This window comes from Lysinibacillus sp. FW301-JW8, from assembly GCF_058788755.1.
Window position 1 is genome coordinate 34,057 of sequence record NZ_JBYTBB010000008.1, and the last position, 22,609, is coordinate 56,665.

Annotated in this window: 24 protein-coding genes; 11 read left to right on the plus strand and 13 right to left on the minus strand. The window is 34.0% G+C overall.

All coding sequences use genetic code 11. The features are described 5' to 3' along the window. Positions 1 to 24: 24 nt before the first annotated feature. Positions 25 to 390 carry a hypothetical protein gene (locus tag AC3WOM_RS05195; protein WP_492445422.1) on the plus strand — a complete coding sequence of 122 codons (366 nt, stop codon included), beginning with the start codon at positions 25 to 27 and terminating at the stop codon, positions 388 to 390. Between the two features lie 135 nt (positions 391 to 525). Here the strand turns inward: AC3WOM_RS05195 and AC3WOM_RS05200 are convergent, their stop codons facing one another. From AC3WOM_RS05200 to AC3WOM_RS05215, 4 genes are all read right to left on the minus strand, one after another. Next, positions 526 to 1,551 (minus strand): alpha/beta fold hydrolase, encoded by a 1,026-nt coding sequence (locus AC3WOM_RS05200; RefSeq protein WP_492445423.1) that lies wholly within the window; start codon positions 1,549 to 1,551, stop codon positions 526 to 528. Positions 1,552 to 1,724: 173 nt separating this feature from the next. Continuing rightward, the gene (locus AC3WOM_RS05205) at positions 1,725 to 2,189 is read right to left on the minus strand and encodes an aminoacyl-tRNA deacylase (RefSeq protein ID WP_427545334.1); all 465 of its coding nucleotides are present in this window, start codon (positions 2,187 to 2,189) and stop codon (positions 1,725 to 1,727) included. A 189-nt stretch (positions 2,190 to 2,378) separates the two neighbouring features. After that, positions 2,379 to 2,699: a DUF4183 domain-containing protein gene (locus tag AC3WOM_RS05210; protein ID WP_427545336.1), complete on the minus strand. Its 321-nt coding sequence runs from the start codon at positions 2,697 to 2,699 to the stop codon at positions 2,379 to 2,381. A gap of 38 nt (positions 2,700 to 2,737) precedes the next feature. Next, positions 2,738 to 3,148, minus strand: coding sequence for a DUF4183 domain-containing protein (locus AC3WOM_RS05215; protein ID WP_492445425.1), 411 nt, complete (start codon positions 3,146 to 3,148; stop codon positions 2,738 to 2,740). Positions 3,149 to 3,571: 423 nt separating this feature from the next. Here AC3WOM_RS05215 and AC3WOM_RS05220 point away from each other — a divergent pair, with 423 nt between their 5' ends. After that, a complete protein-coding gene (locus AC3WOM_RS05220) occupies positions 3,572 to 3,895 on the plus strand; it encodes a hypothetical protein (RefSeq protein ID WP_427548675.1) in 324 nt (107 codons plus the stop codon). Between the two features lie 64 nt (positions 3,896 to 3,959). Here AC3WOM_RS05220 and AC3WOM_RS05225 read toward each other — a convergent pair whose 3' ends face one another. After that, complete coding sequence (locus tag AC3WOM_RS05225; protein WP_492445427.1) at positions 3,960 to 4,412, minus strand: GNAT family N-acetyltransferase; 453 nt, start codon at positions 4,410 to 4,412, stop codon at positions 3,960 to 3,962. 650 nt (positions 4,413 to 5,062) lie between these two features. On the opposite strand from AC3WOM_RS05225, the gene AC3WOM_RS05230 reads away from it, so the two are divergent. Further along, complete coding sequence (locus AC3WOM_RS05230; RefSeq protein WP_427548680.1) at positions 5,063 to 5,590, plus strand: hypothetical protein; 528 nt, start codon at positions 5,063 to 5,065, stop codon at positions 5,588 to 5,590. A 311-nt stretch (positions 5,591 to 5,901) separates the two neighbouring features. Here the strand turns inward: AC3WOM_RS05230 and AC3WOM_RS05235 are convergent, their stop codons facing one another. From AC3WOM_RS05235 to AC3WOM_RS05255, 5 genes are all read right to left on the minus strand, one after another. Continuing rightward, positions 5,902 to 7,326 (minus strand): VanZ family protein, encoded by a 1,425-nt coding sequence (locus tag AC3WOM_RS05235; RefSeq protein ID WP_492445428.1) that lies wholly within the window; start codon positions 7,324 to 7,326, stop codon positions 5,902 to 5,904. A gap of 481 nt (positions 7,327 to 7,807) precedes the next feature. Further along, positions 7,808 to 8,149, minus strand: coding sequence for an ATPase (locus tag AC3WOM_RS05240; protein ID WP_427548684.1), 342 nt, complete (start codon positions 8,147 to 8,149; stop codon positions 7,808 to 7,810). Between the two features lie 753 nt (positions 8,150 to 8,902). Beyond that, complete coding sequence (locus AC3WOM_RS05245; protein WP_427548686.1) at positions 8,903 to 9,100, minus strand: hypothetical protein; 198 nt, start codon at positions 9,098 to 9,100, stop codon at positions 8,903 to 8,905. A 323-nt stretch (positions 9,101 to 9,423) separates the two neighbouring features. Then, positions 9,424 to 9,612, minus strand: a complete 189-nt coding sequence (locus tag AC3WOM_RS05250; protein ID WP_427548688.1) for a hypothetical protein — start codon at positions 9,610 to 9,612, stop codon at positions 9,424 to 9,426. Positions 9,613 to 9,863: 251 nt separating this feature from the next. Continuing rightward, on the minus strand, positions 9,864 to 10,166 hold the full coding sequence (locus AC3WOM_RS05255; protein WP_427548690.1) for a PadR family transcriptional regulator: 303 nt from the start codon (positions 10,164 to 10,166) through the stop codon (positions 9,864 to 9,866). A 679-nt stretch (positions 10,167 to 10,845) separates the two neighbouring features. On the opposite strand from AC3WOM_RS05255, the gene AC3WOM_RS05260 reads away from it, so the two are divergent. The 3 genes from AC3WOM_RS05260 (at position 10,846) to AC3WOM_RS05270 (ending at position 12,278) form a co-directional block, all read left to right on the plus strand. Then, a complete protein-coding gene (locus AC3WOM_RS05260) occupies positions 10,846 to 11,178 on the plus strand; it encodes a PhzF family phenazine biosynthesis protein (RefSeq protein ID WP_427548692.1) in 333 nt (110 codons plus the stop codon). Between the two features lie 110 nt (positions 11,179 to 11,288). After that, on the plus strand, positions 11,289 to 11,594 hold the full coding sequence (locus AC3WOM_RS05265) for a PhzF family phenazine biosynthesis protein (RefSeq protein ID WP_427548694.1): 306 nt from the start codon (positions 11,289 to 11,291) through the stop codon (positions 11,592 to 11,594). A gap of 174 nt (positions 11,595 to 11,768) precedes the next feature. Continuing rightward, entirely contained in the window at positions 11,769 to 12,278 is a 510-nt protein-coding gene (locus AC3WOM_RS05270; protein ID WP_492445431.1) for a MepB family protein, read from the plus strand. Positions 12,279 to 12,381: 103 nt separating this feature from the next. On the opposite strand, the gene AC3WOM_RS05275 is transcribed toward AC3WOM_RS05270, so the two are convergent. Next, complete coding sequence (locus AC3WOM_RS05275; RefSeq protein ID WP_427548697.1) at positions 12,382 to 12,528, minus strand: YjcZ family sporulation protein; 147 nt, start codon at positions 12,526 to 12,528, stop codon at positions 12,382 to 12,384. A 439-nt stretch (positions 12,529 to 12,967) separates the two neighbouring features. Here AC3WOM_RS05275 and AC3WOM_RS05280 point away from each other — a divergent pair, with 439 nt between their 5' ends. The 3 genes from AC3WOM_RS05280 to AC3WOM_RS05290 all read left to right on the plus strand — a co-directional run bounded on the left by AC3WOM_RS05280 (position 12,968) and on the right by AC3WOM_RS05290 (position 15,508). Continuing rightward, entirely contained in the window at positions 12,968 to 13,108 is a 141-nt protein-coding gene (locus AC3WOM_RS05280) for a hypothetical protein (RefSeq protein ID WP_492445433.1), read from the plus strand. A 222-nt stretch (positions 13,109 to 13,330) separates the two neighbouring features. Continuing rightward, entirely contained in the window at positions 13,331 to 13,780 is a 450-nt protein-coding gene (locus tag AC3WOM_RS05285; protein ID WP_492445434.1) for a M15 family metallopeptidase, read from the plus strand. A 519-nt stretch (positions 13,781 to 14,299) separates the two neighbouring features. Further along, a complete protein-coding gene (locus tag AC3WOM_RS05290; RefSeq protein ID WP_492445436.1) occupies positions 14,300 to 15,508 on the plus strand; it encodes an MFS transporter in 1,209 nt (402 codons plus the stop codon). 390 nt (positions 15,509 to 15,898) lie between these two features. On the opposite strand, the gene AC3WOM_RS05295 is transcribed toward AC3WOM_RS05290, so the two are convergent. Beyond that, on the minus strand, positions 15,899 to 16,516 hold the full coding sequence (locus AC3WOM_RS05295; protein ID WP_492445437.1) for a Slp family lipoprotein: 618 nt from the start codon (positions 16,514 to 16,516) through the stop codon (positions 15,899 to 15,901). Positions 16,517 to 17,068: 552 nt separating this feature from the next. On the opposite strand from AC3WOM_RS05295, the gene acnA reads away from it, so the two are divergent. Then, entirely contained in the window at positions 17,069 to 19,774 is a 2,706-nt protein-coding gene (acnA, locus tag AC3WOM_RS05300; RefSeq protein WP_427545421.1) for an aconitate hydratase AcnA, read from the plus strand. Positions 19,775 to 19,964: 190 nt separating this feature from the next. Next, positions 19,965 to 21,509 carry a DUF6612 family protein gene (locus AC3WOM_RS05305; protein WP_492445438.1) on the plus strand — a complete coding sequence of 515 codons (1,545 nt, stop codon included), beginning with the start codon at positions 19,965 to 19,967 and terminating at the stop codon, positions 21,507 to 21,509. A gap of 190 nt (positions 21,510 to 21,699) precedes the next feature. Here AC3WOM_RS05305 and AC3WOM_RS05310 read toward each other — a convergent pair whose 3' ends face one another. Further along, positions 21,700 to 22,608, minus strand: a complete 909-nt coding sequence (locus AC3WOM_RS05310; protein WP_492445440.1) for a TIGR03943 family putative permease subunit — start codon at positions 22,606 to 22,608, stop codon at positions 21,700 to 21,702. Between the last annotated feature and the right edge of the window lies 1 nt (position 22,609).

Here is a 22,609-nt window from a genome sequence, read left to right on the forward strand (position 1 = left end):
ATGCGAAATAAAGGAGAGAAGGATATGTCAATTCAATTTAATAGGGAAAGTATCTTTACTAAAGAAACGGCTAACGTAAAAATAGCTGAAGTTATTGAATGTCCAGATTGTGCATTTGAATTTAGCGTTATACATGAGCAGTCAGATAGAAACGGCATTTACACATGCCCTAATTGTGAAGTAGCTAATTATGAAGCACTATATTTACAACTACAAAACGATGTTCAAGAAGCATCAGAACTACATTTGCAAACGATTATAGACTTACAACGCATTCAGAGTATGGTTCATCCAGTAGATGATCCAGTAACTCGTTCAATTGGTGTAGCGTTGAGTGAATTAGAAGCAAAATTTCATAAAATCCATGATAAGTGGTCAGAGGGTGATTAACCACAAGAAAGAAATGCTACAGCACACATGCAAGAAAGCTTGCACATGGTGCCGTAGCATGGATAATACGAGGACCCTGTTTAGATAACGCGATTGAGAGATCAACTAGTTACAAACAAACTTTCATTTTTAAAATTATCTACTGTCTTGCTTTACTTCTTCAATAAATGTCCTGAAGTTTTCAGCGATTTCTTTTGATTGAGTATGGTGTAAATAATGTGTTCCTTCAAATGTCATCACTTTTCCATGTACAGAATCTTTTACTTGCTCTTCATGTAGTGTTGACCATCCTTCAATGGCTGCACTATTAGGTTGTAAAAAGAAAATAACAGGCAGGTTTTTTGGGAATGTTAAATTTTCAGCTACTTTAAAATTAGAAGGCCTATTTTCTATTTCATTCACAATGGTAGGATTTCTAAAGTTTTTGTAAGAAAGAATTCTCATTTGTTCTTTTGTTTCATCATCAACTGGCAGTGTAGCATATGGGTCAGCACTTAGTTTCATTATCAATCTGCCTAAACCTGATTCTTTGAGTAGTGTAATTACTGAAGAAGGTATTGGAGATTCAACAACCTTATCACCATATTGCCTTGGAACACTGCTATCGATCCCGACAAATGCACTCACTTCGTTTTCATATTTGTTCACATAATCTAGTGCGTAAATGCCCGAAATGGAGTGACCCATTAGAATATAGCGGTCAATTTTAAGAATCTGTAAAGCTTCGTGGATTTCACTTACAATATTTTCTGTGCTCCGTTCTTTTTCGGTTATATCACTTAATCCATAACCAAAAGGCTCAATCACTACAACTTTGTAAAATGGCGATAACTCTTCTACTAGCGGCTTAAAATCAAGTACTGGTGTTCCTGTTCCCAAACCTGGTAGTAGCACGACAGTTTCTGCGCCTTGTCCTTGAATCAAAACATTCATATTTTTCCCATCTACTGTTACAGACTGACCATAAGGCTTTATTTTTCCTGATTCTAATTTGCTACTGATCTTATCAATGACAAAAACAATGGCTATAAAAACAACAATTGTTATAACTAATGCTGCTAAAATTTTAAGTAAAATGTTAAGCAATTTTTTCATCGTATTAGCTGGTTTTTTGTCTGTTGTTGTGTCCAAGTCCATTATTTTCACCTCTCGTGTTTTCACTCACTTCTTCTCCTATTGTTTTGGGCTCCCTTTAAGACCCTAAAGAAAGCCTAAACGATGAAGATGAACTCACAGTGACGACAATATGAACGGAGTATGAACAAGTGAACAATTTTGTGCAGCAAAAAAGGCAAAAACAACCGTCATTTTAAACGGTTGTAAAGAGTTACTATTTACTTGCTTACTTTAATAATAGTACCTTGATTGATTTTTAATAAGTCTTGAACATTTATTTTAACTAAAGAGTTTTCTGAACCACCACCAGTATATACGTAATCCATATTTGTCACTTTTGGATCAACTAAAAAATTTGCTTGAAAACCAAAAGAAGGAACTCCACCTGGTGGGAAACCTGTACGTTCAATAATTTCAATTCCATTAGCAAGTCTAGGCTTTTCTATATTTAATGATTTTGCAACACGAGTTGTACTAGCTCTATTGTTTCCTTTAACAATAGCCACTATTAATTCATTATTTGAGTCAATCATGCAAATATTTTTTACAAAATCGTCTTCCGAGCCATTAACTGCTTCAGCGGCTTCTTTTACGGAGTGACAAGATTGATTAAATACGAAGTGTTCAGCTTTTACATTATTAGAACTTAAAAATTCCTTTACTTTAGTTTCATGAGAATTCATAAAGGTGGCCTCCTAATATTTTTATTTATGTAAATATTAGCACAATAATGTAAATCTTAAAATCACTACTGAACAATAGGAGAGGCTAATAAAGGAAGGGTCACTTGTCCGGAAGTGACCCTAAGCACCAAAATAGAAGAAAGACTAGAAAGCTTCATACTATTAAAACGTATGATTGATAATTAAAAATTAAGTTTGTGTAACTAATTCTACGGCTTCCACTACTAATGGAGTTCCTGCTGTGATTGTACCAGTAACACCGTTAAATGTTAATTCTGTTGCAGAAATTGTATATGAATCACCTTCTTGTAATACGCCATTAATATAGAAATTATAGTAGCCATTAGCTACTACAGGGAAAGCAGTAGCGGCAGTTCCACTATCGTCTAGAAAGGCAGTTGCAGCAACAGTAGTACCGTCTGTGACAGTTAAATTTGCTGCTAAAACATTAAAGAATCTAGTCGAAGTGCCTGTAACATTTACATGAATATTGATAATTGAAAGTGCCATTTTTTTCACCCCCTTTCAAGGGATAAAGGAATTTTAGATTACATTTGTTGGAAACCTAATGATTCGATAATTATTGGAGTTCCAGCATAAATAGTTGCATTAAATGGGTTAAGAGTTAATGAATATGGGGTTACTTTATATGCACCGCCCTCTTGCATTACAGCATTGATGTAAAGATTAACATATCCATTAGGATAAAAAAGTTTGCATTCTGTTACTGGATCGCTATTATCATCTGTAAATAAACTAGCCGGAATGATTGTTCCGTTTGTTAAATCAATATCTTCTGTAACAATATAGAAATATCTATTTATCGTTGGAATAATTGTTCCGCCAGGAATTACGACTGAAGGAGGTTGCATAGAACAAATGTCAACAGCTTTTATACGGGGCCAAAGAACTCGGTTTTTTTCACAACAACTATCACAAATTAATTTTTGTGGGTCCATTTTTTGTCACCTCCATTCCGTAATATGTTAGTAACCCCGCAAGTTATAGGCGTTTGTTACTTATTAATTGTGAAAACTGTTCATTCACTAATATTCTATGAATTAATGTTGGAAGGTGATTGGTAATATGTCTATTAAAGAGAAATAAATAATATTTTTAAGGAAAGCTGTGAAAATAGAGTCTTGAAGAAGTATAGCGGAGATAGTACTGAACAATATGAAAGAAACTATAAAAGGGTCACTGTGGCATCATCAGCGACCCTTAAAAATGGAGGTATAAAGTAAATGGGTTAGCTTTATACACTACTTTTTTATGATGTGATATGTATTTTTGTATGGATGTTTGTCTGTGAAGAAGAAAGAACTTGTTAAACAATCTGATACTGCACAATATGAGCAAAATGCACAGGAGGGAGAATGGAAATGAATAACAGTTATCCGAGAATTAATGAAGAAGTAGCAGCTATTTTAAAACAAACAAAAACAGAGCCAGTATTTGAAGGTACAGTCCTCGAAGGAAAAGAGCAAAAATATACAGTAATAAAAATAGCTGATTTAGTTAAGTGCAACAGCGAATTTGCTCTAAATGAAGTAGCACCGTTAATGGACTCGTTGTTGGGCAATATCGAAGCAGGACGTGAGAAAAATGGTAAAAAATCGTTTAACTCTTATGTTGTAATCAATACAGATGAACCTTGGATTGGTGAGATAGTAGAAGTAATGGAAAGAAACGGTGCGTGGGATTAATCGACCAAAAGCGAAACATTATTAAAGCTTTACGGCCACCTAAGTAGCCGTAAACCAAGATTTTCTAATTTAGTGGGTAATCATAACGTATAAAACCTTTGTGATATGCGATCTTGTCATAAAGAACACGAGCAGTGGTATTATCCTCTTTAGTTTGCCAATAGAGCTTAGAGGCTTGATTTTCGCGAGCGTATTCAGCTACCTGCTCAATGAGTCTACGAGCAACACCATGTCCGCGAGCGGTTTCATCTACAAAGAGGTCTTGTAAGTAGCATGCTTTTTCCATCCAGATTGTGCGATGAAATAGGAAATGGGTGAAACCGACCAAGTTTCCTTGAAGGTATGCTCCTAAACCGAATATTTCATCGTCTTTTAGCAAGCACTCCCAAACTTCATCGTAACTCTTGTCTGAGAGCTCAGTTTCGTAAAATGCTTTATAGCTCCGTGCCAAGACATTCCATCGGCTACGATCATCAGGTTTAAGAGGAGCTATTTCAATTACATTTTGTTCGTTCATGGTAATCTACCTCCAAAGTTCAGTAGTAATGTATTTAATTGTTGAGCTTAGTGATATTTTAAATTATCCTAAACTTTATGTATGAATATAACATACTAAAAAATTATTAAATAAGATATGGATATTAAAGTTAGTTGAACACTTTGAACATTAGGTTTAAAAAAGGGCACTTATAAGTGCCCGCAAAAAAATATGGTTATTTACGTTTGTCGTCAGTAAATGATGTTATGTTATTTGTCATTTTGCCAACAGAAGTAAAAGTTTCATCTAATGCTTTACTGATCTCATCTAATGCTTTGTCGATTTTTTCTGAGGATGATTTTTATCAATCTTACCAATAATAATATTTTTCCATAGGAAATTTTTTTTCATTATCATCGCCTCCTAATAAGGAGTATACAATATAAAGCTATGTGAGTTTCAAAAAATGTAATTTCATAAAAGAAATGTTTTTTTAGAAAGAATTAAGGAGATGGAATTAATCTAGTTACTGAATACTTTGAGGATGATGAACCTAATCAAGTCGTATATAATCATTTTACTAAATTAGTATGTAAATTTGTAATTACAGTCGGAAAGAAATTTAATTTCAGAGATAAAGAAATATTAAATAGTATCAGCTTTTTTATATGAATACAGGAGGAATCAAAATGTCAGCAGAAAAAAAAGTATCACTAGGCGTTGTTGGAGTGGATTCTGGCCAATTATTGATTATTGATCCATGTTACATTAATAGCGAATGGAATATGGAAGGTAGTCCTGTGGCTATCGAATTTTGGGGAAAAGATCAGGATGAATTGTCTCAAATTTTAAAGAATCAAGATTATAAAGTGAATGATGAGGAAACTTATAAATTAATTGAATGTAATGAAGTCAATGCAAAAGAAATTTTTACTTATATTCAAAAAATCATTAAAGAAAACGACCTTTTTGTTAGAACTTTAATCAAAACAGATAGTAGTTATGATACAGTATGCAAAATTACTTCCAATAGTGATAAACAAGGTGGTCAACTAAATTACAGCGGAGACCAGGAAGGACTAGGCGTAGCATTTCGTTCAGGTTTTGGAGATGGTATATATGAAGTTATTGCTACTATCAAAGACTGTGGTTCATGGGGTGAAAGAGTCTCTAAGGTTGAGATAATACTAATTGAAGATGATGAACTGGATGATTGATGATATAGGATAGCTTTTTGAGTTCTCTACTGGCGTAATGTTTTTGATTCCTATAAAATCACTTTATTCCTATTTTTAAGTTTTCAACAAGAATACGAAAAGTGATTCGATTTAGAAAAAGGTTGAATTCTTGAGACTTTCTGGACCAAACACTCTTAATGTTACGTCATTGTAGTCTTCCAGAGTATTTCTAGTAATTTTTCGATGATGCTTAGATATAAAATACTAACCGGTTACAGAATGGCCCAGGTCCCAAATAATTTTGAGCCTGGGCTTTTATTAACTTTTGGAACAGGAGTTGCCAAAATATTTTACTTCCTAGCTTGGATTAAGGTGAACCAATCATTTCCGTTAAATTTACCAGAAACTCTGTATATTGGCTGATAGAAACCTTTTGTGTCGTACATATACGAAAGCTCAATTAATTCAATTTCAAGTTGATCGCCTTTTTTTATAATAAGTTCTTCTTCCTTTACCAGCGCATTATATTTTATTTGGGGAAACTCTCCATTCTTAATTCGCTCATATACCTCTGCAGGAGACAAGATGTTTACTACCCGTATAAATTGATTTTTTTTAAGACTGTATGTCAACGAATAAACACTGCCATCCGGTTTAAGACCCAGACCTATATCTCCACTCCAATAATCTGTGTTTAAATCAGTGTTATCTGGAAGGTCCCATTCAAATTTTCCATCCTCCAATACAGTAAATGTAGCACCTGTAGGTATTATAGAAAGATCATCCATAAGTGCCTTCGCCTTTTTAAGCATTGATTCTTGCTCGGTAAATGAAGTTTGCTCTGGCGTATAATTGTTCGCTGTTAATGACCATTGACCTTCTGAACTTATAAACAATTTATATTGTACCCCAACTTTGTCTACCATTAAAATCTCACGATCGCCCTTATAATCCTGTGTATTTACCACTGATAAACCTAATTTCTGTTGTAAAAAACCTTCTATGTCATCATTTTTAATAATATTTTTATATACTGGAGCAACTGTTGATGCTGAGCTTAACTCCAATGAAGTTGATATATGAACATCTGACATATTTGATTTTGTATAGGCGTTTATTGCTAAATGACCGAACTCCTGTTGGGTGTAAACAATATTCATACCAACAAAAATCAAACCCAATAATAGAGGTATGGAAAGGTTTCCAATCAGATTTTTCATTTTTACTTTTTTGCTACGTCCAATGGAAGCAGCTAATCTATATAACTGGTATCCAATAATGCCACCAAGTGAGTTGTTTATTAAATCATCCAGTTCAAAAATTCCTGCTCCTGAAAGTGTCTGATACGTTTCAATAGACGCTGTAGCACCTATAACTACAAGAAGAAGCCACTTAAATTCTTTTAATTTAGCGATAAGTAAAGGTAATAAAACTCCTAATGGTACAAACATTAATATATTAAATAGACAATTTTGGAGATCACGTAAGGAATATTTTTTCCATGCGTCAATATAACCACTGAATGGATGAAGGTTCATCTCCATGTAGTGTGAGGTACCGCGGCCAATAATCGTTAGCTCCAACACAAAAACAATATATCCGATGAAGACTGCGCCAAGAATAAGTTTCTTAATAGAAATCTGTTTTTTGTGTTCTGATTGTCGTTTTTGATAAAAGTAATAATAGAGTGCAATCAGTAAGGACTCTATGCCAATAATAATAAGTACTGGTAACATTAAATAACGAATATTGCTAAAAATTTCTGTAATATCCAAGGTGAGATGCTCCTTTTTTCAGATGCTGATTTTCAAACGCTACATGTTATGCGAGAGAATTCTCAATACTGTCGACCTTCATCATTGTAAATGGAAATTATTAATAATTAGAAAGAATATTTATGAAGATTTTCTTAAGGATTTTCATTATTTAACAGTATTCTTTTTTTGGTTCAATGTTGGTGAAAATGGAGAAGAGGTAGCTTGAGATATAATATAAAGATGATTAAGGACATTTTGGGCTCATTGAAAAAGGTAAGAGGGTCCAATGTAATTTGAAACAATATAGTGATATAATAGCTATTTTTAGTAGTTAATAATAATAAAAATCTCAAAAAGTACTTAGATAAGAGATTGGGCAGAGAATCATGTCAGCTAGCTATTGTTATAGAAGGAGTATACAAATTGGAGGTATATGAATGAATATGAAAAGCCCAATACCGAAGTATAAGGCTTTTCTGATTATACAATCTATTTAAAATTAAAGAATCGGTGTTAGCTCTGAGTTCGCAAATCGTTGGGCATCGATGATAACACCTGAAGCTGTACGTCCGTAAACGCTATATAATCCGCCAGTTTGATTTGGAGCAATTTCAACCTCATATTGGAACGCACCTGCTACACTTGGAGTTACAAAAGTAGAAGCATTAGCAGCAGCGGCAAAAGGAGTTGTAGATAGTAATTGTCTTGAACCGTTAAGTTTAAAAACTCGGACCACCCCAGTAAGTAACCCCCCAGTGAGATTAAGAACTTTGATACGAACGTTAGCAGCATTAGCTGGTAGATTTCCTGAATTTTCAATTGGACCAGTAGTTAAAGGCATATAATATTCACCTCCTCAAAAATAAAAATTTATAATCTGCAGATTACATTTTTATAGTATGTAGTAAACTATTACATTCTCTAGACTTATTGATCATATTTCTAAAAGTAAAAAGAAATATGAGGATTAATTAGTAGAAGATCATTCAAAAGAAAATCTGTAAACAAGGTGAACCAATATACCAAGACGTAATACCTTAGTAAAAACACCTATTTGGCGTAGAGGGCCATGATATGGTAGTAAAATCGAAGAAGGGTTTTATGACAAAAAATAAGAGGGGCGACATGAGGTATTATAGTCAATTTTTAAATGCTAAATCTATATAATATGGGATCATTTCAGAAAGATGAATGTGTTGGACAGTGGATAATCTGAATGGATATAAGGCATCTATTGATAAATCAAAAGGATGCACAAAGCGAGGAATAGAATGGTAATGGGCAAGCAGGGGATAGCAAGGCAGGGCTTTGTCTTATTCTTTCTTAATTAAGTAAATCAATAATTTTTATTAGTAAAATCGATATAAACGATAAGATGAATATCTAAAAAATAAGTGAATGCAAACAATGTTAATGCAATCGTAAATGATATAGATACAAGAATTGAAAATATTTCTCTATGAATTCCTCCATTGTTACGGATATCTAATTATAGTGAAAATATTTCAATCACAGAGTCTATTATCTGTCTTTTGTGGATAGAAATTATTAAAGGGCAGCTCTGCATGAAGCGGCCCTATAAAACGATATGGGACTATTTGAACTTGTGAAGTTTCTTAACTTTCATTGAAGATACTTCTCCACAATTAGTACAAATAGACAATAGTAGTGGGGAGCTCGAAAAAATTGAAATTGAGTCTAATGGTCTTACATTTGCATTAACACCACCTAATTCACCTTGTGTAAAGGTATCACCACCACATATTTTACAAACTAATTTATCATTTTCCATGAAATCACCCCGTTGTGTAATTATGTAAATTGTATCATAAAAAGGGCAGTATAGTTGTTACGTGTTACAGCTCAATTAGTCAGCTAAGATACTTAATCACATAAGAAGGAAAATTATGTGAAAAGCGCAAACAGTAGGATTTTCGTGCTTGTTATTGAGGTTATTTACGAAGTATTCAACATGGGTTTGAAACTATAGAATAAAATCAATTCAATGCTTAATGGAGAAGCTTTAAGATTTTCAATTGGACTGCTCTTTAAGATACTAGTAAACCAAGAAGCACAATTATTTCCTTGGTCATTTTTTATTAAACTTAAATTGAATTAATTTACTAGTACAAAAAATGCAATAAAACTCAATCCATATAAGCCCATAAATCCAAGGCTCATTTTTAATAATTTAGTTCTGATTGAAAAAGCTTTTTGAAAACCTTCTTTAAAAAGATTCACAATGAAAATAGAAACTGCTAAGAATATTGATGCCATTGCAATGAGTAAAGTAATTTGTTCCAATAAAATAACCCCCTGTGATGATCTGTATTGTAGAATAATAAATAGATTGATCAAACTGATAAGCACTAACACATTACTCATACGAATGCCAGAAACTTGTCGTTCATTTATTTCAATTTTCCAAGCATCAACAATTCCTCTCAGTAAATCGATAATATTAAAGAATGTCCAATCTTCTTGCTCTAATAAATCAATTATTTCATCACCATATCGTTTTCTTCAACTTCTTGGATACAAATAAATCAACCACCTCATATTAATCCAAGCCTTTTTGCTCCGAGTGCAGTTACTACTTGGATTTCTTTGATTTGATTGCTTAAATATTCACGTCCTTCATCTGTGAGTCTATATGGTTTTTTACGATCATCTGATTCAAGGACTTGAATATAGCCTGCTTTCTCTAAACGGGTAATTGCTCCATATAAAGTCCCAGCACCTAACTTAATACTATAATTTTTTTCAATGTCCTCCATAATCGCATAGCCATGACAATCTTTTTCTGCCAGGCTAATCAAAATAAACAATGAAGGCTCGGAGAATCTATCTTTTTTCATGTAATACCTCCTTTAAATATTATTACGTTTCACGATATAACGTATAACGTAATAATAACCGTAACTTAGAATGTATGCAATAATATTATTTAGACGTAATGATTTTTGAAAAAGTTTTTACTTTAAAACATACTTATTAAAAGCAATTATTATAACTATTTTCATTGTGATTTCACCCCTGAAACAAATATTGAGCATTGACACAAAAATTCGGTGAGTCTTTCTTAAAAGTCAATGACGAAAGGAAAATTATCAATTCACAAGAAATCTTTATTGTTAAAAACCTTTACATAGTACACCTGAAAGGACAAACAAATTGACTGTTAGTATGCCAGTAAAAGTAATAATAATTGATGTAACTAGCAATATAAAAACTAAGTCTATTAGTATTCATATTGTAAAACATTAGTTCCAAAGGGGCTTTGTATTTAGAAGAAATTATTCAAGAGAGAAAACATTACATTCACTATTCATATTAAAACTCGATTGTATTGTTCAATTAATGTCTATATTGTAGAGTATTTAGTGCCCTAAAAATGATTAAGCGGGGAGTCATTTTTAAAATTACTAATAAGGGACAATTTGATTTATTATATTATATAATTGATGCGTTTACAGAAACAAGGTTTGGTGAAATCCAGCAGGAGTAGTCATCTATGAAAATTTAAATGAAGAGTTTATGCAGAAATTTGCTGCAGAAGTTCGTTTTTCAGAAACAGCATTTATTAAAAAATTAGACAATAAGAATTTCGAAATAAAATTTTTTACACCGACTGCACAGGTTGAACTTTGTGGACATGCTACAGTTGCATCCTTTAAAGCCCTATTAGACAGTCATGCCATTGAAGATAACAACACCTACTATATGAAAACACTCGCTGACAAGCTTGCTGTTAAGGTGAATTCAGGATTTATAATGATGGAACAGCTGAACCTAAGCTTGGAAAAATATTTGATGATTATGAGGTTTTGTCTGAACTTTTTAATATTGATAAAAGTCACAAAAATCTAGTACCTCAAGCCGCAAACACTGGTCTTTGGGATATAGTGCTTCCAATCAAAACAAAGGTGGCCTAGTATGCTTCAAATCCTGATTTTAAAGCACTTGCTGAATATGCAAAGATGAATAAAGTAGGAGGATACCATGCATTTACGCTAGACACAGAAAAAGGAATAGTAGAGAGTAGAAACTTTTGTCCACTCTACGGAATTAATGAGGAAGCCGCAACAGGTACTTCAAATGGGGCATTAACCTATTATCTTTTTAATAATCACGTATTAAATACATTTTATCAAGAGTACACTTTCTTGCAGGGATATAGTATGGGTAGACCTTCTATTATCATAACAAAGTTAATTAATAAGAATAATCCCAGAATTATGGTAGGTGGCAATGCCATGATATTGACAAAAGGTGAACTTTACTAAGCGTTCTACATATACTTTTTCACAATCGGGTGCTTTTACCGAACAATCTGCGGAAAAGGTACAGTAAATCTAAAAAAAAATACTAATGAAATAAAGCCTTTTAATGAACAATTACGGTGACAAGCCCGGAAATGATATACTGGTTTATCTTAGTATAAGATAAGGAGTAAAACTATGAATAAATTTAATAAGACGTTAGCATATGTAAATGAATTACTTTACGAACCTAATAATTTAACTATAAAAAATATCCAAGAAGAAACTCAAAATTCAGATTATGGAGCTGGAATATTTCAGTTAAATTCTAAATCGGTTAGATTTAGAGTCGCAAAAATAACACCTACCAAGGTTGGACAGTTTGTTTCCTTTTGGGGAAAGGATGAAGCTAATAAAAACCAAGCATTTTCATATGATAATGCCACTGATTTATTGGTAATTAATACTTTTAATGATAATGGGGATTTTGGTCAATTCGTTTTTCCAAAAGAGATTCTTTTACAACAAAACATCCTTAGAACCTCTAGTACAAAGGGAAAAATGGCAATTAGAGTTTATCCTAGGTGGGATACTCCCACTAGCAAACAAGCGATAGCGACACAAAAGTGGCAATTACCGTATTATTTCCATATTAGTGATATGAATAGTTTACCAATACATGAGCTATTAAAATTATACGCCAACTAAAATTAGATATCTTTAACTGCTTCATTCAAATAGTTACTGTACACGTTGAAGAAAGAAACTATAAAAGGGTCACCAGTCTAGGGGGCGACCCTAATCGGAAATGTTAATACCCTGTAGTCATGAAAGTAGCGCCGACAATAATTAAAAGAATAAATAGAACGACAATTAGAACGAATGATGAGCCACTAGAGCCACCACCGGAGTAGCAGCCATTATTAATGCCACCAACATTTCCACCATAGTATCCCATAAGTATCCCTCCTTTCTACAATCTATAATATGTTGTCTGAAGAGAAGGAGTAGGGGTGTTAAACCATTCAGCTAAAGTCATAAAAAAGTATATTTTTGTTAGATAAGACAATAAAAAAGGTCACTTGGGATGGAGTGACCTTTTAAAAAAACTTCAGAAGGTGTAAGGCTAAATTAGCTTTACCTTACTATTATTATGATGTGATAGCTATGTTTGTATAGTGAATTGCCTGTGAAATAGATTTAAAAATAAAAAAGTCGTAGCTTCGTCGTACGCTACAACAAACTAATTAACAATATGAAGAAAATAATCAGTAATTAAAATAAAAAAGCCGCAGCGTCATCACACGTTACAGCCTTGAACTAGTTTTGCCCTTTAATGGCTTAGTCAAATAAAGATTATAACACACCAACTAATGTAAGACATAGGGGGCAGAACTATGCTAAAAGAGACACCACCCAAAGTAAATAAATTTTTATTGGACCAATGGATTATGGATTATCACTGGATGGTAAATACAGTGAAGAAAATGCGAAATGATTTATCAGTAATTGGGGCAAAAACAGCACAAACGCTATAGCAAGCTAATGAACAATATGAAGGTTTTGTGTAGAAGGGAGAAAGTGATGCAAATTAAATTAGAAAACACTTTCGTTATCAGAAGGAGATAAGGCATTTGAACAAGCCTTAAATTTTGTTTCAAGAGTGTTCTAAAGCTAGAATTAAAAATATCTTTATTACGAAGACTTATCGCTCATAGGAACGACAAAATTATCTTTAAGCTCAGGGTCGTACTAGACCTATGCAAATCGTTACCTGGACACTAACCAGCAATCACAAATCACGCCTAGCTGGGAATATTGCTGTTGAACCTCCACATTCTCTTTATGATGTAAATACACTTACTCGAGTAGGTGCCATTGCAAGAAAGCTAGGTATTACGTGGGGTGGCGATTGGGTAGGTAGTATTGATCGTCCGCATTTCGAGATTAAAACATCTTGGAAGATGCCTGCAAGTTATAAACTAGAAGGAAAAGTAAACGTACCTACTAATAGCAAAGGGCAAGTACAAATACAACTAATCATAGAAGATAAACCAAAGGAGGAAATCAAAGTGACTCAAACATGGAATCCCGGTTCACCAGCAATGAAAACTGAAACAGAAAACTTTATTGCACAGGCGGTTAAAGACGGCATCGTTCAAGAATCACATTTGAAGGATTTACAGAATGGCGTAATGACCACTGATTGATTAATGGGTTTGTATATTACAATTCAGCAACGTAGAAGTAAATAAGTATTGTTCAGTTTTTGTTGAGAATGATGTAGTAATCTATCAATGTCATTGTAAACAAATGAACACGCATATACCAATGACGAAGCCCAGATACTCAATTAATTTTGAGCCTGGGCTTTTTTCATTTCCAGAAATTACACTTGATAAAACACGAGCGCTTGACCTGAAATAATACAAAAGAACGTTCTGAATAATGGAGTGCGATATTTAAAAAACAAGTTAAGAATCATATATGTTTGAATTATGTTATAATTCATATAAATATTTATTGATGGAACAAAACTTGTGATAAATCTATATCCCCCAGATTTGTCCGTTATATGATAGGAGTGAAATTTTAATGAATAGTCCAATTTAATATCCCCTAATAAACCAAAATTCGAATGAAGAATTGGGGGATATAAATTTTAATGAATAGTCCAATCTAATATCCCCTAATATACAAATTTCGAATGAAAAATTGGGGGATATATAATGAAAATGAATAGAAATTTTTCTTTATTACTATTGGGCCAGTCACTCGCTAATATAGGCGATGTATTATATATAGTTAGTGTTATAAGTACAATTTTTATGTTAACAGGTTCTGCAATTGCTTCATCGTTTGTGCCATTTACGATCGCTTCTTCTATGTTTATATCCAGTCTGCTGACACCTCTTTTGGTTGAGAAATTAAATCTTAAATGGTTACTTGCGGGATCACAAATTGTTAAGACGATTTTACTCTTTATTCTAGGGTTTATGTTAATTGGTTTAACAGCAGCTAATTATTATTTTATCTTTTTAATAATAGGATTGATTGCTTTTTTTGACGGATGTGCAAATCCAATAAGACAGACATTGACTCCATACTATGTTAAACCTGAATATCTAATTCAAGCTAATGGAATTGCAGAAACAATTACGCAGATCATACAAGCAGGTATGTGGTTCGTAGGAAGTTCATTGCTAATTATTATGAGTTCTCAACAACTTATTTGGTTAGTTGGATGTTTATTTGTAATTGCAAGCATATTACTTTGCCTTTTAGAAAGTGTAAACCATGAAACAACGGAGCAAAAAGGGAAACTAGAAAAGATTAAAGAGGGCTGGAAAACTTTATCTAAGACTCCAGTATTAAGAAGGATTGCTTGGATAGAATTTTTGGAAACAATTGCAGCAACAGTTTGGATAGCTGCTATTTTATATGTGTTTGTCAACGAAGCTTTGAACGTTGATGAAAAATGGTGGGGGTTTATCAATGGAGCTAACTTTTTAGGTCTTATTTTAGGAAGTGCTTATTGTATTAAATTTTCATCTTTTGTTGAAAAGAAATTAGGAACCTTTATTTTTGTCGGTTCATTCGTAAGTTTCTTATTCACAATATTATTTAGCCTAAACAGTATTCCAATCATTTCTTTACTTTTATCGCTCTGTGTAGGGCTTTTTGGACAAATAAAAAAAATTCCTCAACAAACGGTTATTCAAACCAGCGTGTCAAAAGAACAGTTGTCAACCGTTTATACCTCATTAGGTGCTATCGGAACTGGGATTTTTGGCGTTGGATCACTTGTTATGGGACTATTAGCTGATTTGTTAGGGATTAGAGTTGTATTCGTTATTTCGGGGCTATTGCTTGCGATAGTAAGTTTAATGGCTCATAAAAATAAGCAATTGTTTGTTAGAAATGTTATGGAACAATAAAATTAAAGATGTAGGGTTTTGTTAGCTACAATTTCCTTTGTTTTTTAAAAGACTGTGTGATAGATTTTGAAGTAGGATCATCATTTTTGATCGTCTTTTTTTATTGAATTATTGTACGTATAGGAGGTTTAATTAAACAAAAATAAAAAAGACCACTCCTCAATAGGTGGCAATAAATAGACTTTATCAAAAACACTTACTTTGGTAGGTGTTAGAATACAAAAAGGATTTACAGAATGGTACAATGACCACTGATCGATTAATTGGGTTGTATATTACTATTCAGCAAAGACGAAATAAATAGAAAAGATAAAGACCAGCAAGCTAAATTAGCGAAGCTGGTCTTTTTTAGTTGCAATGAAAATACCACTCTTTTGAGTGACATGTAATTTATTCAAATTCTTTTGCAATTAATCCAGGTAATGAAATATCAAATCCAGCTTGAGATTTGTAAGAATAGGAGCCGTAAATTTCTCCGTAAACAGTTATAATATCGTCATCAACATAATCTGTATACCCTGCATATTCTATGAAAATAACATCATTAACATCATAGCCATAAGAATTCGGTGTTACAGCAAGTCGAATGTTTGTAACGTTGTCACCTTCGAGAATTTGTAGAATCTTTCCTTTATATTTTACGTATTCGCCTTTGTATCGATCTGGATTCTTTTTCAATTGTGGATAGTCAATAGTCTTTGCGTTTGCTTTTTTAGCAGCTGCATCTTGCTCAGCTTTTATACGTGCTTCTTCTTCCGCCTTAGCTTTAGCTTCAGCTTCTTCTTTTGCTTTTTGTTCAGCTACTGCTTTTTCCTCAGCTTCTTTAGCTTCACGTGCAGCCTTCTCTTCTGGTGTTTCTTCCTTAGGTTTAGCAGCAGTTTCAACTTTTTCCTTATCAGTATCTTCGGATGTTTCAGTAGAGTCAGTTGTTGCCAAGAAACCGATAAAAGATGCAATCATTAAAGCGATTGAAATACCAGCAAATTTAATTTGTTTTTTTCCCTTCAAACTATCTTTTGACCCTGTTGTGACCCATCCATATAGTATAAGGTTGAGTAGATTTGATTCAAAAATCCTTTAAAATAAGTGGAAATACGAATCTATGAGTAAGAATGATAAATATTGATATTGATGCAGCAATGGTTAAATACGCATATAAGAACGTAAAAAATACGATATTGGTTTTACAAAAATTATAAGTTGTTGTAAATCAGTTTTTTTGTTATATTTTTACTATTAAAACCTGTCCGGATGAAAAGTTTTTTGTCTATGTATTATTGAGGTACACTTTTTAAAAAAGTAACGTGTACCTCAAGCTGTACCTCAATTAAATACATTTAGTTAGAAAGGTATAGAAAATGTCCTTTCTGCAAATCCTTCATCTTATGCATATCTATAAAATTAGAAACATCAGGTTAGAAACCAAGGTCATAAGTTATGCTTATCAAAAAAGATAATATTAATGTAATTTACTTATGAATATAAATACGTTATCATGGGTATTGGAGAAAAGTTGCTTTACATAGGCCTTTTCAAAAAGATATTTAGGGGGATCCGCAAATGGCACAAGGTAATTTACACAACAGCCGCGCATCATTCGAAGTAAATGGTAAATCTTACAATTACTATGACTTAGCTGCGATTGAAAAAGCTGGCGTTGCAAAAGTTTCAAACCTTCCTTACTCAATCAAAGTATTATTAGAATCTGTTTTACGTCAATATGATGCGTATGTAATCAAAGAAGAACACGTAAATGAATTAGCAAAATGGGGTAACGGTGCAGATCCAGAAGCTGAAGTACCATTCAAACCTTCTCGCGTTGTATTACAAGATTTTACTGGTGTACCAGTAGTAGTTGACCTTGCATCTCTTCGTTCTGCAATGAAAGAAATGGGCGGCGACCCTAGCAAAATCAACCCTGCTATTCCAGTTGACCTTGTAATTGACCACTCAGTACAAGTTGACAAATATGGTAATGCAAGTGCACTACAAGCAAACATGGACCTTGAATTTGAACGTAACGCTGAGCGTTATAACTTCTTAAAATGGGCTCAAACTGCTTACAATAACTTCCGTGCTGTACCACCAGCAACTGGTATCGTTCACCAAGTAAACTTAGAGTACTTAGCTCCAGTTGTACATGTAAACGAAAATGCTGACGGTACATTCGAAACATTCCCAGATTCAGTAGTTGGTACTGACTCACATACAACAATGATCAATGGTATCGGCGTTCTTGGATGGGGTGTTGGTGGTATTGAAGCTGAAGCAGGTATGCTTGGTCAACCTTCATACTTCCCAATCCCAGAAGTTATCGGTGTTAAATTAGTTGGCGATCTTCCAAACGGAACTACTGCTACTGACTTAGCATTAAAAGTAACTCAAGTATTGCGTCAACGTGGCGTAGTTGGTAAATTCGTTGAGTTCTTCGGACCTGGCGTATCTAAATTACCACTAGCTGACCGTGCAACAATCTCTAACATGGCTCCTGAATATGGTGCTACATGTGGTTACTTCGCAATCGACGAAGAATCATTAAACTATATGCGTTTAACTGGTCGTGACGAAGAGCACATCGCGGTTGTAGAAGCTTACTTAAAAGCGAACCACATGTTCTTTGATCCAACATTAGAGCCAGTTTACACTGACGTATTAGAAGTAAACTTAGCTGAAATCGAACCAAACCTTTCTGGTCCAAAACGTCCACAAGACTTAATTCCGCTATCTCAAATGCGTTCTCGTTACAAAGAAGCAGTAGTGGCGCCACAAGGTACACAAGGTTTCGGTTTAACTGAAGATGAATTCGCAAAAACTTCTGTAGCTAAATTTGCTGAAGGTGATGTAGAAATTCCAACAGGTGCTGTTGCAATCGCTGCAATCACTTCTTGTACAAATACATCTAATCCTTACGTATTAATTGCTGCGGGCTTAGTGGCGAAAAAAGCTGTAGAAAAAGGTCTAACAGTGCCTAAATGGGTAAAAACTTCTTTAGCACCAGGTTCTAAAGTAGTAACTGGTTACCTAGAAGATTCAGGTTTACAATCTTACCTTGACCAAATCGGGTTCAACACTGTAGGTTATGGTTGTACAACATGTATCGGTAACTCAGGTCCATTACTTCCTGAAATCGAAGATGCAATCAAAGCTAATGACTTATTCGTAACATCTGTTCTTTCTGGTAACCGTAACTTCGAAGGTCGTGTACACCCACTTGTAAAAGCTAACTACTTAGCTTCTCCACCACTTGTTGTTGCTTATGCACTTGCTGGTACAGTGGATATCGATCTACAAAAAGATTCATTCGGTAAAGACAAAGATGGTAACGAAGTATTCTTCGCTGATATCTGGCCTTCAACTGAAGAAGTTAACGCTGTATTAGGTACTGTTGTTAACCGTGAATTATTCCAAAAAGAATACGAAACTGTATTCACAGCAAACGAAGCTTGGAATGCAATTGAAACATCAACTGAGTCTCTTTACACATTTGATGAAAATTCAACTTACATCCAAAACCCACCATTCTTCCAAGGTCTTGCGAAAGAGCCAGAAGCTATCAAAGGCTTAGACGGCTTACGCATTATGGCGAAGTTCGGTGATTCAATTACAACTGACCATATTTCTCCAGCTGGTGCAATTGGTAAAGAAACACCTGCAGGTAAATATTTAATCGAAAACGGTGTTGCAATCCGTGACTTCAACTCTTACGGTTCTCGTCGTGGTAACCACGAAGTAATGATGCGTGGTACATTTGCAAACATCCGTATCCGTAACCAAGTTGCTCCTGGTACAGAAGGTGGATTCACTACTTACTGGCCAACAGGCGAAGTAGAGTATATCTATGACGCATGTATGAAATACCAAGAGCAAGGTACTGGCTTAGTAGTACTTGCTGGTAACGACTACGGTATGGGATCTTCTCGTGACTGGGCTGCGAAAGGTACATTCCTACTTGGCGTGAAAACTGTTATCGCACAATCTTACGAGCGTATCCACCGTTCTAACTTAGTAATGATGGGTGTTCTTCCTTTACAATACTTAAACGGTGAATCTGCTGATTCTCTAGGTTTAACTGGTAAAGAAGAAATCTCTGTAAACATTACTGATGATGTAAAACCACGTGAAATCTTAACAGTAACTGCTAAATCTGAAGACGGCACAGTTAAAACTTTCCAAGCTTTAGCTCGTTTCGACTCAGAAGTAGAAGTAGACTACTACCGTCACGGTGGTATCCTACAAATGGTTCTACGCGCAAAAGCTGCTGAGTAATCATTTTTTAAGAAACCGATCTCCTTGGAGGTCGGTTTTTTTATATGTCTAAAGGCTCAAAAGTTTACAAATTTTCTACAACTATATATTTATTTATTCAAATTGACCCAACATATAGCAATCTATCATAAATTTGTTTATAATTAATAATGTTATACATACCCTAATGGGATTAGTAGAGGAGAGCAAAATGATGAAAAATAAGAAAAGAAAACTTTATACTACAACTGCAGTTGCATTAGCAGTAACGGCGGTAGCAGCAGTACCTGCATCAGCAGCAAGCCCTTTTTCAGATGTAAGTGAAGACCACCCACATTTTGAAGGAATATCTTCACTTTATACAGCAGGTGTTTTACATGGTTATAGTGATGGTACATTTAAACCATCCCAAGCAGTAACACGTGGTCAAGTTGCGAAAATACTTGTTAATGCTTTCGGACTTGCAACAGTGGATACAGCTTCTGTTGAAAAGCAAAACTTTAAAGATCTAAACAAATCAAATGAATACTATGATGCTATTAAAAAGTTATCAGCACTTGGTGTGGTGAAGGGGTATGATGATCATACATTCCGTCCATCCGAAACTGTGACACGAGGACAAATAGCTGTGATGATTGCACGAGCATTAGACTTAGATGCAAAAGGTAAAAGTCCGTTTGTGGATGTTCCAGAGACTAGCTCCTACGCTAACGCTGTGACAGCACTATATGAGGCAGGGATTTCAACAGGAATTTCAGCTACAGAATACGGTGTCAATGAAAAAGTAACACGTGGTCAATTAGCTACCTTGATTGTCAATACATTGACAGCAATGTCAACACCATCAACAGAGCCGACAACACCACAGCCTAGCTTAACATTAGAAGAAGTATTTAATAAATCTCTAGCTAAACAACAAGACGTGAAAAGCATGAAAGCTAGTATGACGATGACACAAGCAATAGAAGTAAATGATGGAAAAGAAACATTCAAAACAAACACAAATAGCAAAATGTCAATGGATGTAGTGGTTGATCCAATGCAATTTTTCATTGAGGGAACAATTGCTATGACAGAGCCTGAAAGTGGCGAAAAAATGGAGATGCCATTAAAAATGTACATGACAGCTAAAGATGGAATGTATATGTATGAGGCAACACAAGGCGCATGGCTTAAGTTCCCAACTGATATGTATGATGCTATGCTTGAACAAGCAGGTGTCCAAGCAAACGCAGCTGACCAGCTTGAAATGCTAAAAGACTTTGCAAAAGACTTTACATTAAAAGAAACAGATAATGCTTATGTTTTAACACTAAATGCAGATGGTGAGAAATTTACAAAACTGGTTAAAGACCAAATTTCAACTTTATTACCGATGTTGGAAGCAGGAAATGCAACAGCAACAAAAGATTCAGCAGAGGTACAAGTGGGGACAACAACAAAAGATTCAGCTGAAGTAGAAGTAGGGGCAGATGACATTTTAGCTTCATTGAATAATATGTCATTTGACAATATAAAATATCAATTAACGATTGATAAAAAGACATTCGATATGAAAAACATTGAAATTGATATGACTTTAGCAATGAATATGGCGGATGTAAAAATGAAAATTAACCAAAAATCAGCCATCACATATGATGCATATAATACACTTTCTACGATTACTATCCCACAAGAAGTGCTAAAAAATGCAAAGGATTTATCAGAATTAACAGCGAAGGAAATGGAATTAGTTTCTTCAATCAATAAATAAAACTGAATGCATTTAAACTGTTAATATGATGGCAGTGGATTTATTCCTCTGATCATAATGACAGTAAAAATGGACTAAGAAGTAGCCATCTAGTATCGACATAGTCGGTGCTAGGTGGCTATGTTGTTTAGAAGGGGGATTTGCCTTGGATGTGTAAAATACATGAAGAAAGTGGTGGAAGACACTTGATTTACATACTAATAAGAATATCTATAGGATATAAATAAGGTTCTTCAGGTATTTTTATTTCTTTCCATTTATTAATTTTAAGCAATGGAAGTTCAACATTATTATAGTACCCAATATCAATAATTCCTTCTGCTTCAATCCACGTATCTTCTTCTAGGTTGCTTGCTTCTGGTATCTCTGACAGAAAACCAACGATGCTTGCATCAGCTACACAATGTGTAATTAAGAATCTAGAAATCACTAACTGATTCTGTTCAAAATCATCTTCTTTCAATACAAATCCACTTATATGAATGCTTTTCCCTTGATAGTTTAATAAGTTATTATTAATGTCCTCATAATAAATGGAATATACATAATCCGTCATTTCAACCAATGGATTTTTGGCAAGTTGTTGTTTCAACAACTCATATTCTTTTTTTGGCATTTCCTGTTTTTTTTCCAATAAGTTTGGATCAACAGAGTGTCCTTCAGTGGAATCATTCAACGTTGCTACGTCCTCATCACCAGTAAGCGCTTGTGATTGGTTGGTCATCATAATCGTTGCTCCTTTTTTTTCTGCAATCGAAGCATCTAAAACCTTGGTTGGCATGCCTAATCCAGTGACTATAGGGATGATAAGGATAAAATAGGACACCCCCTTTTTTATAGAAAGTGATGTATTTTCCTGTTGATGTGAGCAACATCCACATGTAGTATGATATGAAGTACTTTGATTTGAAAAAGTAAAAACTCTTTTTAGCTGTACTACGAATAATAATAAAAAAATAATCGCTACTGCTTTACTTAACATATCATATTTCGGATTTATTAATTTTGTTATGTTACCTGTGACATGAAAACTATAGATCATAGCAGAAAATGCAAATAAAATGGCTGCTTTGACTGCTTGTTGAAAGTGAAATTGCATA

Coding starts and splice junctions, on each gene's coding strand:
- AC3WOM_RS05245 (WP_427548686.1), bottom strand. CDS start 9,100: ATGGAAAATGATAAATTAGTTTGTAAAATATGTGGTGGTGATACCTTT.
- AC3WOM_RS05310 (WP_492445440.1), bottom strand. CDS start 22,608: ATGCAATTTCACTTTCAACAAGCAGTCAAAGCAGCCATTTTATTTGCA.
- AC3WOM_RS05285 (WP_492445434.1), top strand. CDS start 13,331: ATGCAAATCGTTACCTGGACACTAACCAGCAATCACAAATCACGCCTA.
- AC3WOM_RS05290 (WP_492445436.1), top strand. CDS start 14,300: ATGAAAATGAATAGAAATTTTTCTTTATTACTATTGGGCCAGTCACTC.
- AC3WOM_RS05240 (WP_427548684.1), bottom strand. CDS start 8,149: ATGCCTTTAACTACTGGTCCAATTGAAAATTCAGGAAATCTACCAGCT.
- AC3WOM_RS05205 (WP_427545334.1), bottom strand. CDS start 2,189: ATGAATTCTCATGAAACTAAAGTAAAGGAATTTTTAAGTTCTAATAAT.
- AC3WOM_RS05270 (WP_492445431.1), top strand. CDS start 11,769: ATGAATAAATTTAATAAGACGTTAGCATATGTAAATGAATTACTTTAC.
- AC3WOM_RS05225 (WP_492445427.1), bottom strand. CDS start 4,412: ATGAACGAACAAAATGTAATTGAAATAGCTCCTCTTAAACCTGATGAT.
- acnA (WP_427545421.1), top strand. CDS start 17,069: ATGGCACAAGGTAATTTACACAACAGCCGCGCATCATTCGAAGTAAAT.
- AC3WOM_RS05220 (WP_427548675.1), top strand. CDS start 3,572: ATGAATAACAGTTATCCGAGAATTAATGAAGAAGTAGCAGCTATTTTA.
- AC3WOM_RS05305 (WP_492445438.1), top strand. CDS start 19,965: ATGATGAAAAATAAGAAAAGAAAACTTTATACTACAACTGCAGTTGCA.
- AC3WOM_RS05275 (WP_427548697.1), bottom strand. CDS start 12,528: ATGGGATACTATGGTGGAAATGTTGGTGGCATTAATAATGGCTGCTAC.
- AC3WOM_RS05210 (WP_427545336.1), bottom strand. CDS start 2,699: ATGGCACTTTCAATTATCAATATTCATGTAAATGTTACAGGCACTTCG.
- AC3WOM_RS05230 (WP_427548680.1), top strand. CDS start 5,063: ATGTCAGCAGAAAAAAAAGTATCACTAGGCGTTGTTGGAGTGGATTCT.
- AC3WOM_RS05260 (WP_427548692.1), top strand. CDS start 10,846: ATGCAGAAATTTGCTGCAGAAGTTCGTTTTTCAGAAACAGCATTTATT.
- AC3WOM_RS05265 (WP_427548694.1), top strand. CDS start 11,289: ATGAATAAAGTAGGAGGATACCATGCATTTACGCTAGACACAGAAAAA.
- AC3WOM_RS05215 (WP_492445425.1), bottom strand. CDS start 3,148: ATGGACCCACAAAAATTAATTTGTGATAGTTGTTGTGAAAAAAACCGA.
- AC3WOM_RS05255 (WP_427548690.1), bottom strand. CDS start 10,166: ATGAAAAAAGATAGATTCTCCGAGCCTTCATTGTTTATTTTGATTAGC.
- AC3WOM_RS05195 (WP_492445422.1), top strand. CDS start 25: ATGTCAATTCAATTTAATAGGGAAAGTATCTTTACTAAAGAAACGGCT.
- AC3WOM_RS05280 (WP_492445433.1), top strand. CDS start 12,968: ATGCTAAAAGAGACACCACCCAAAGTAAATAAATTTTTATTGGACCAA.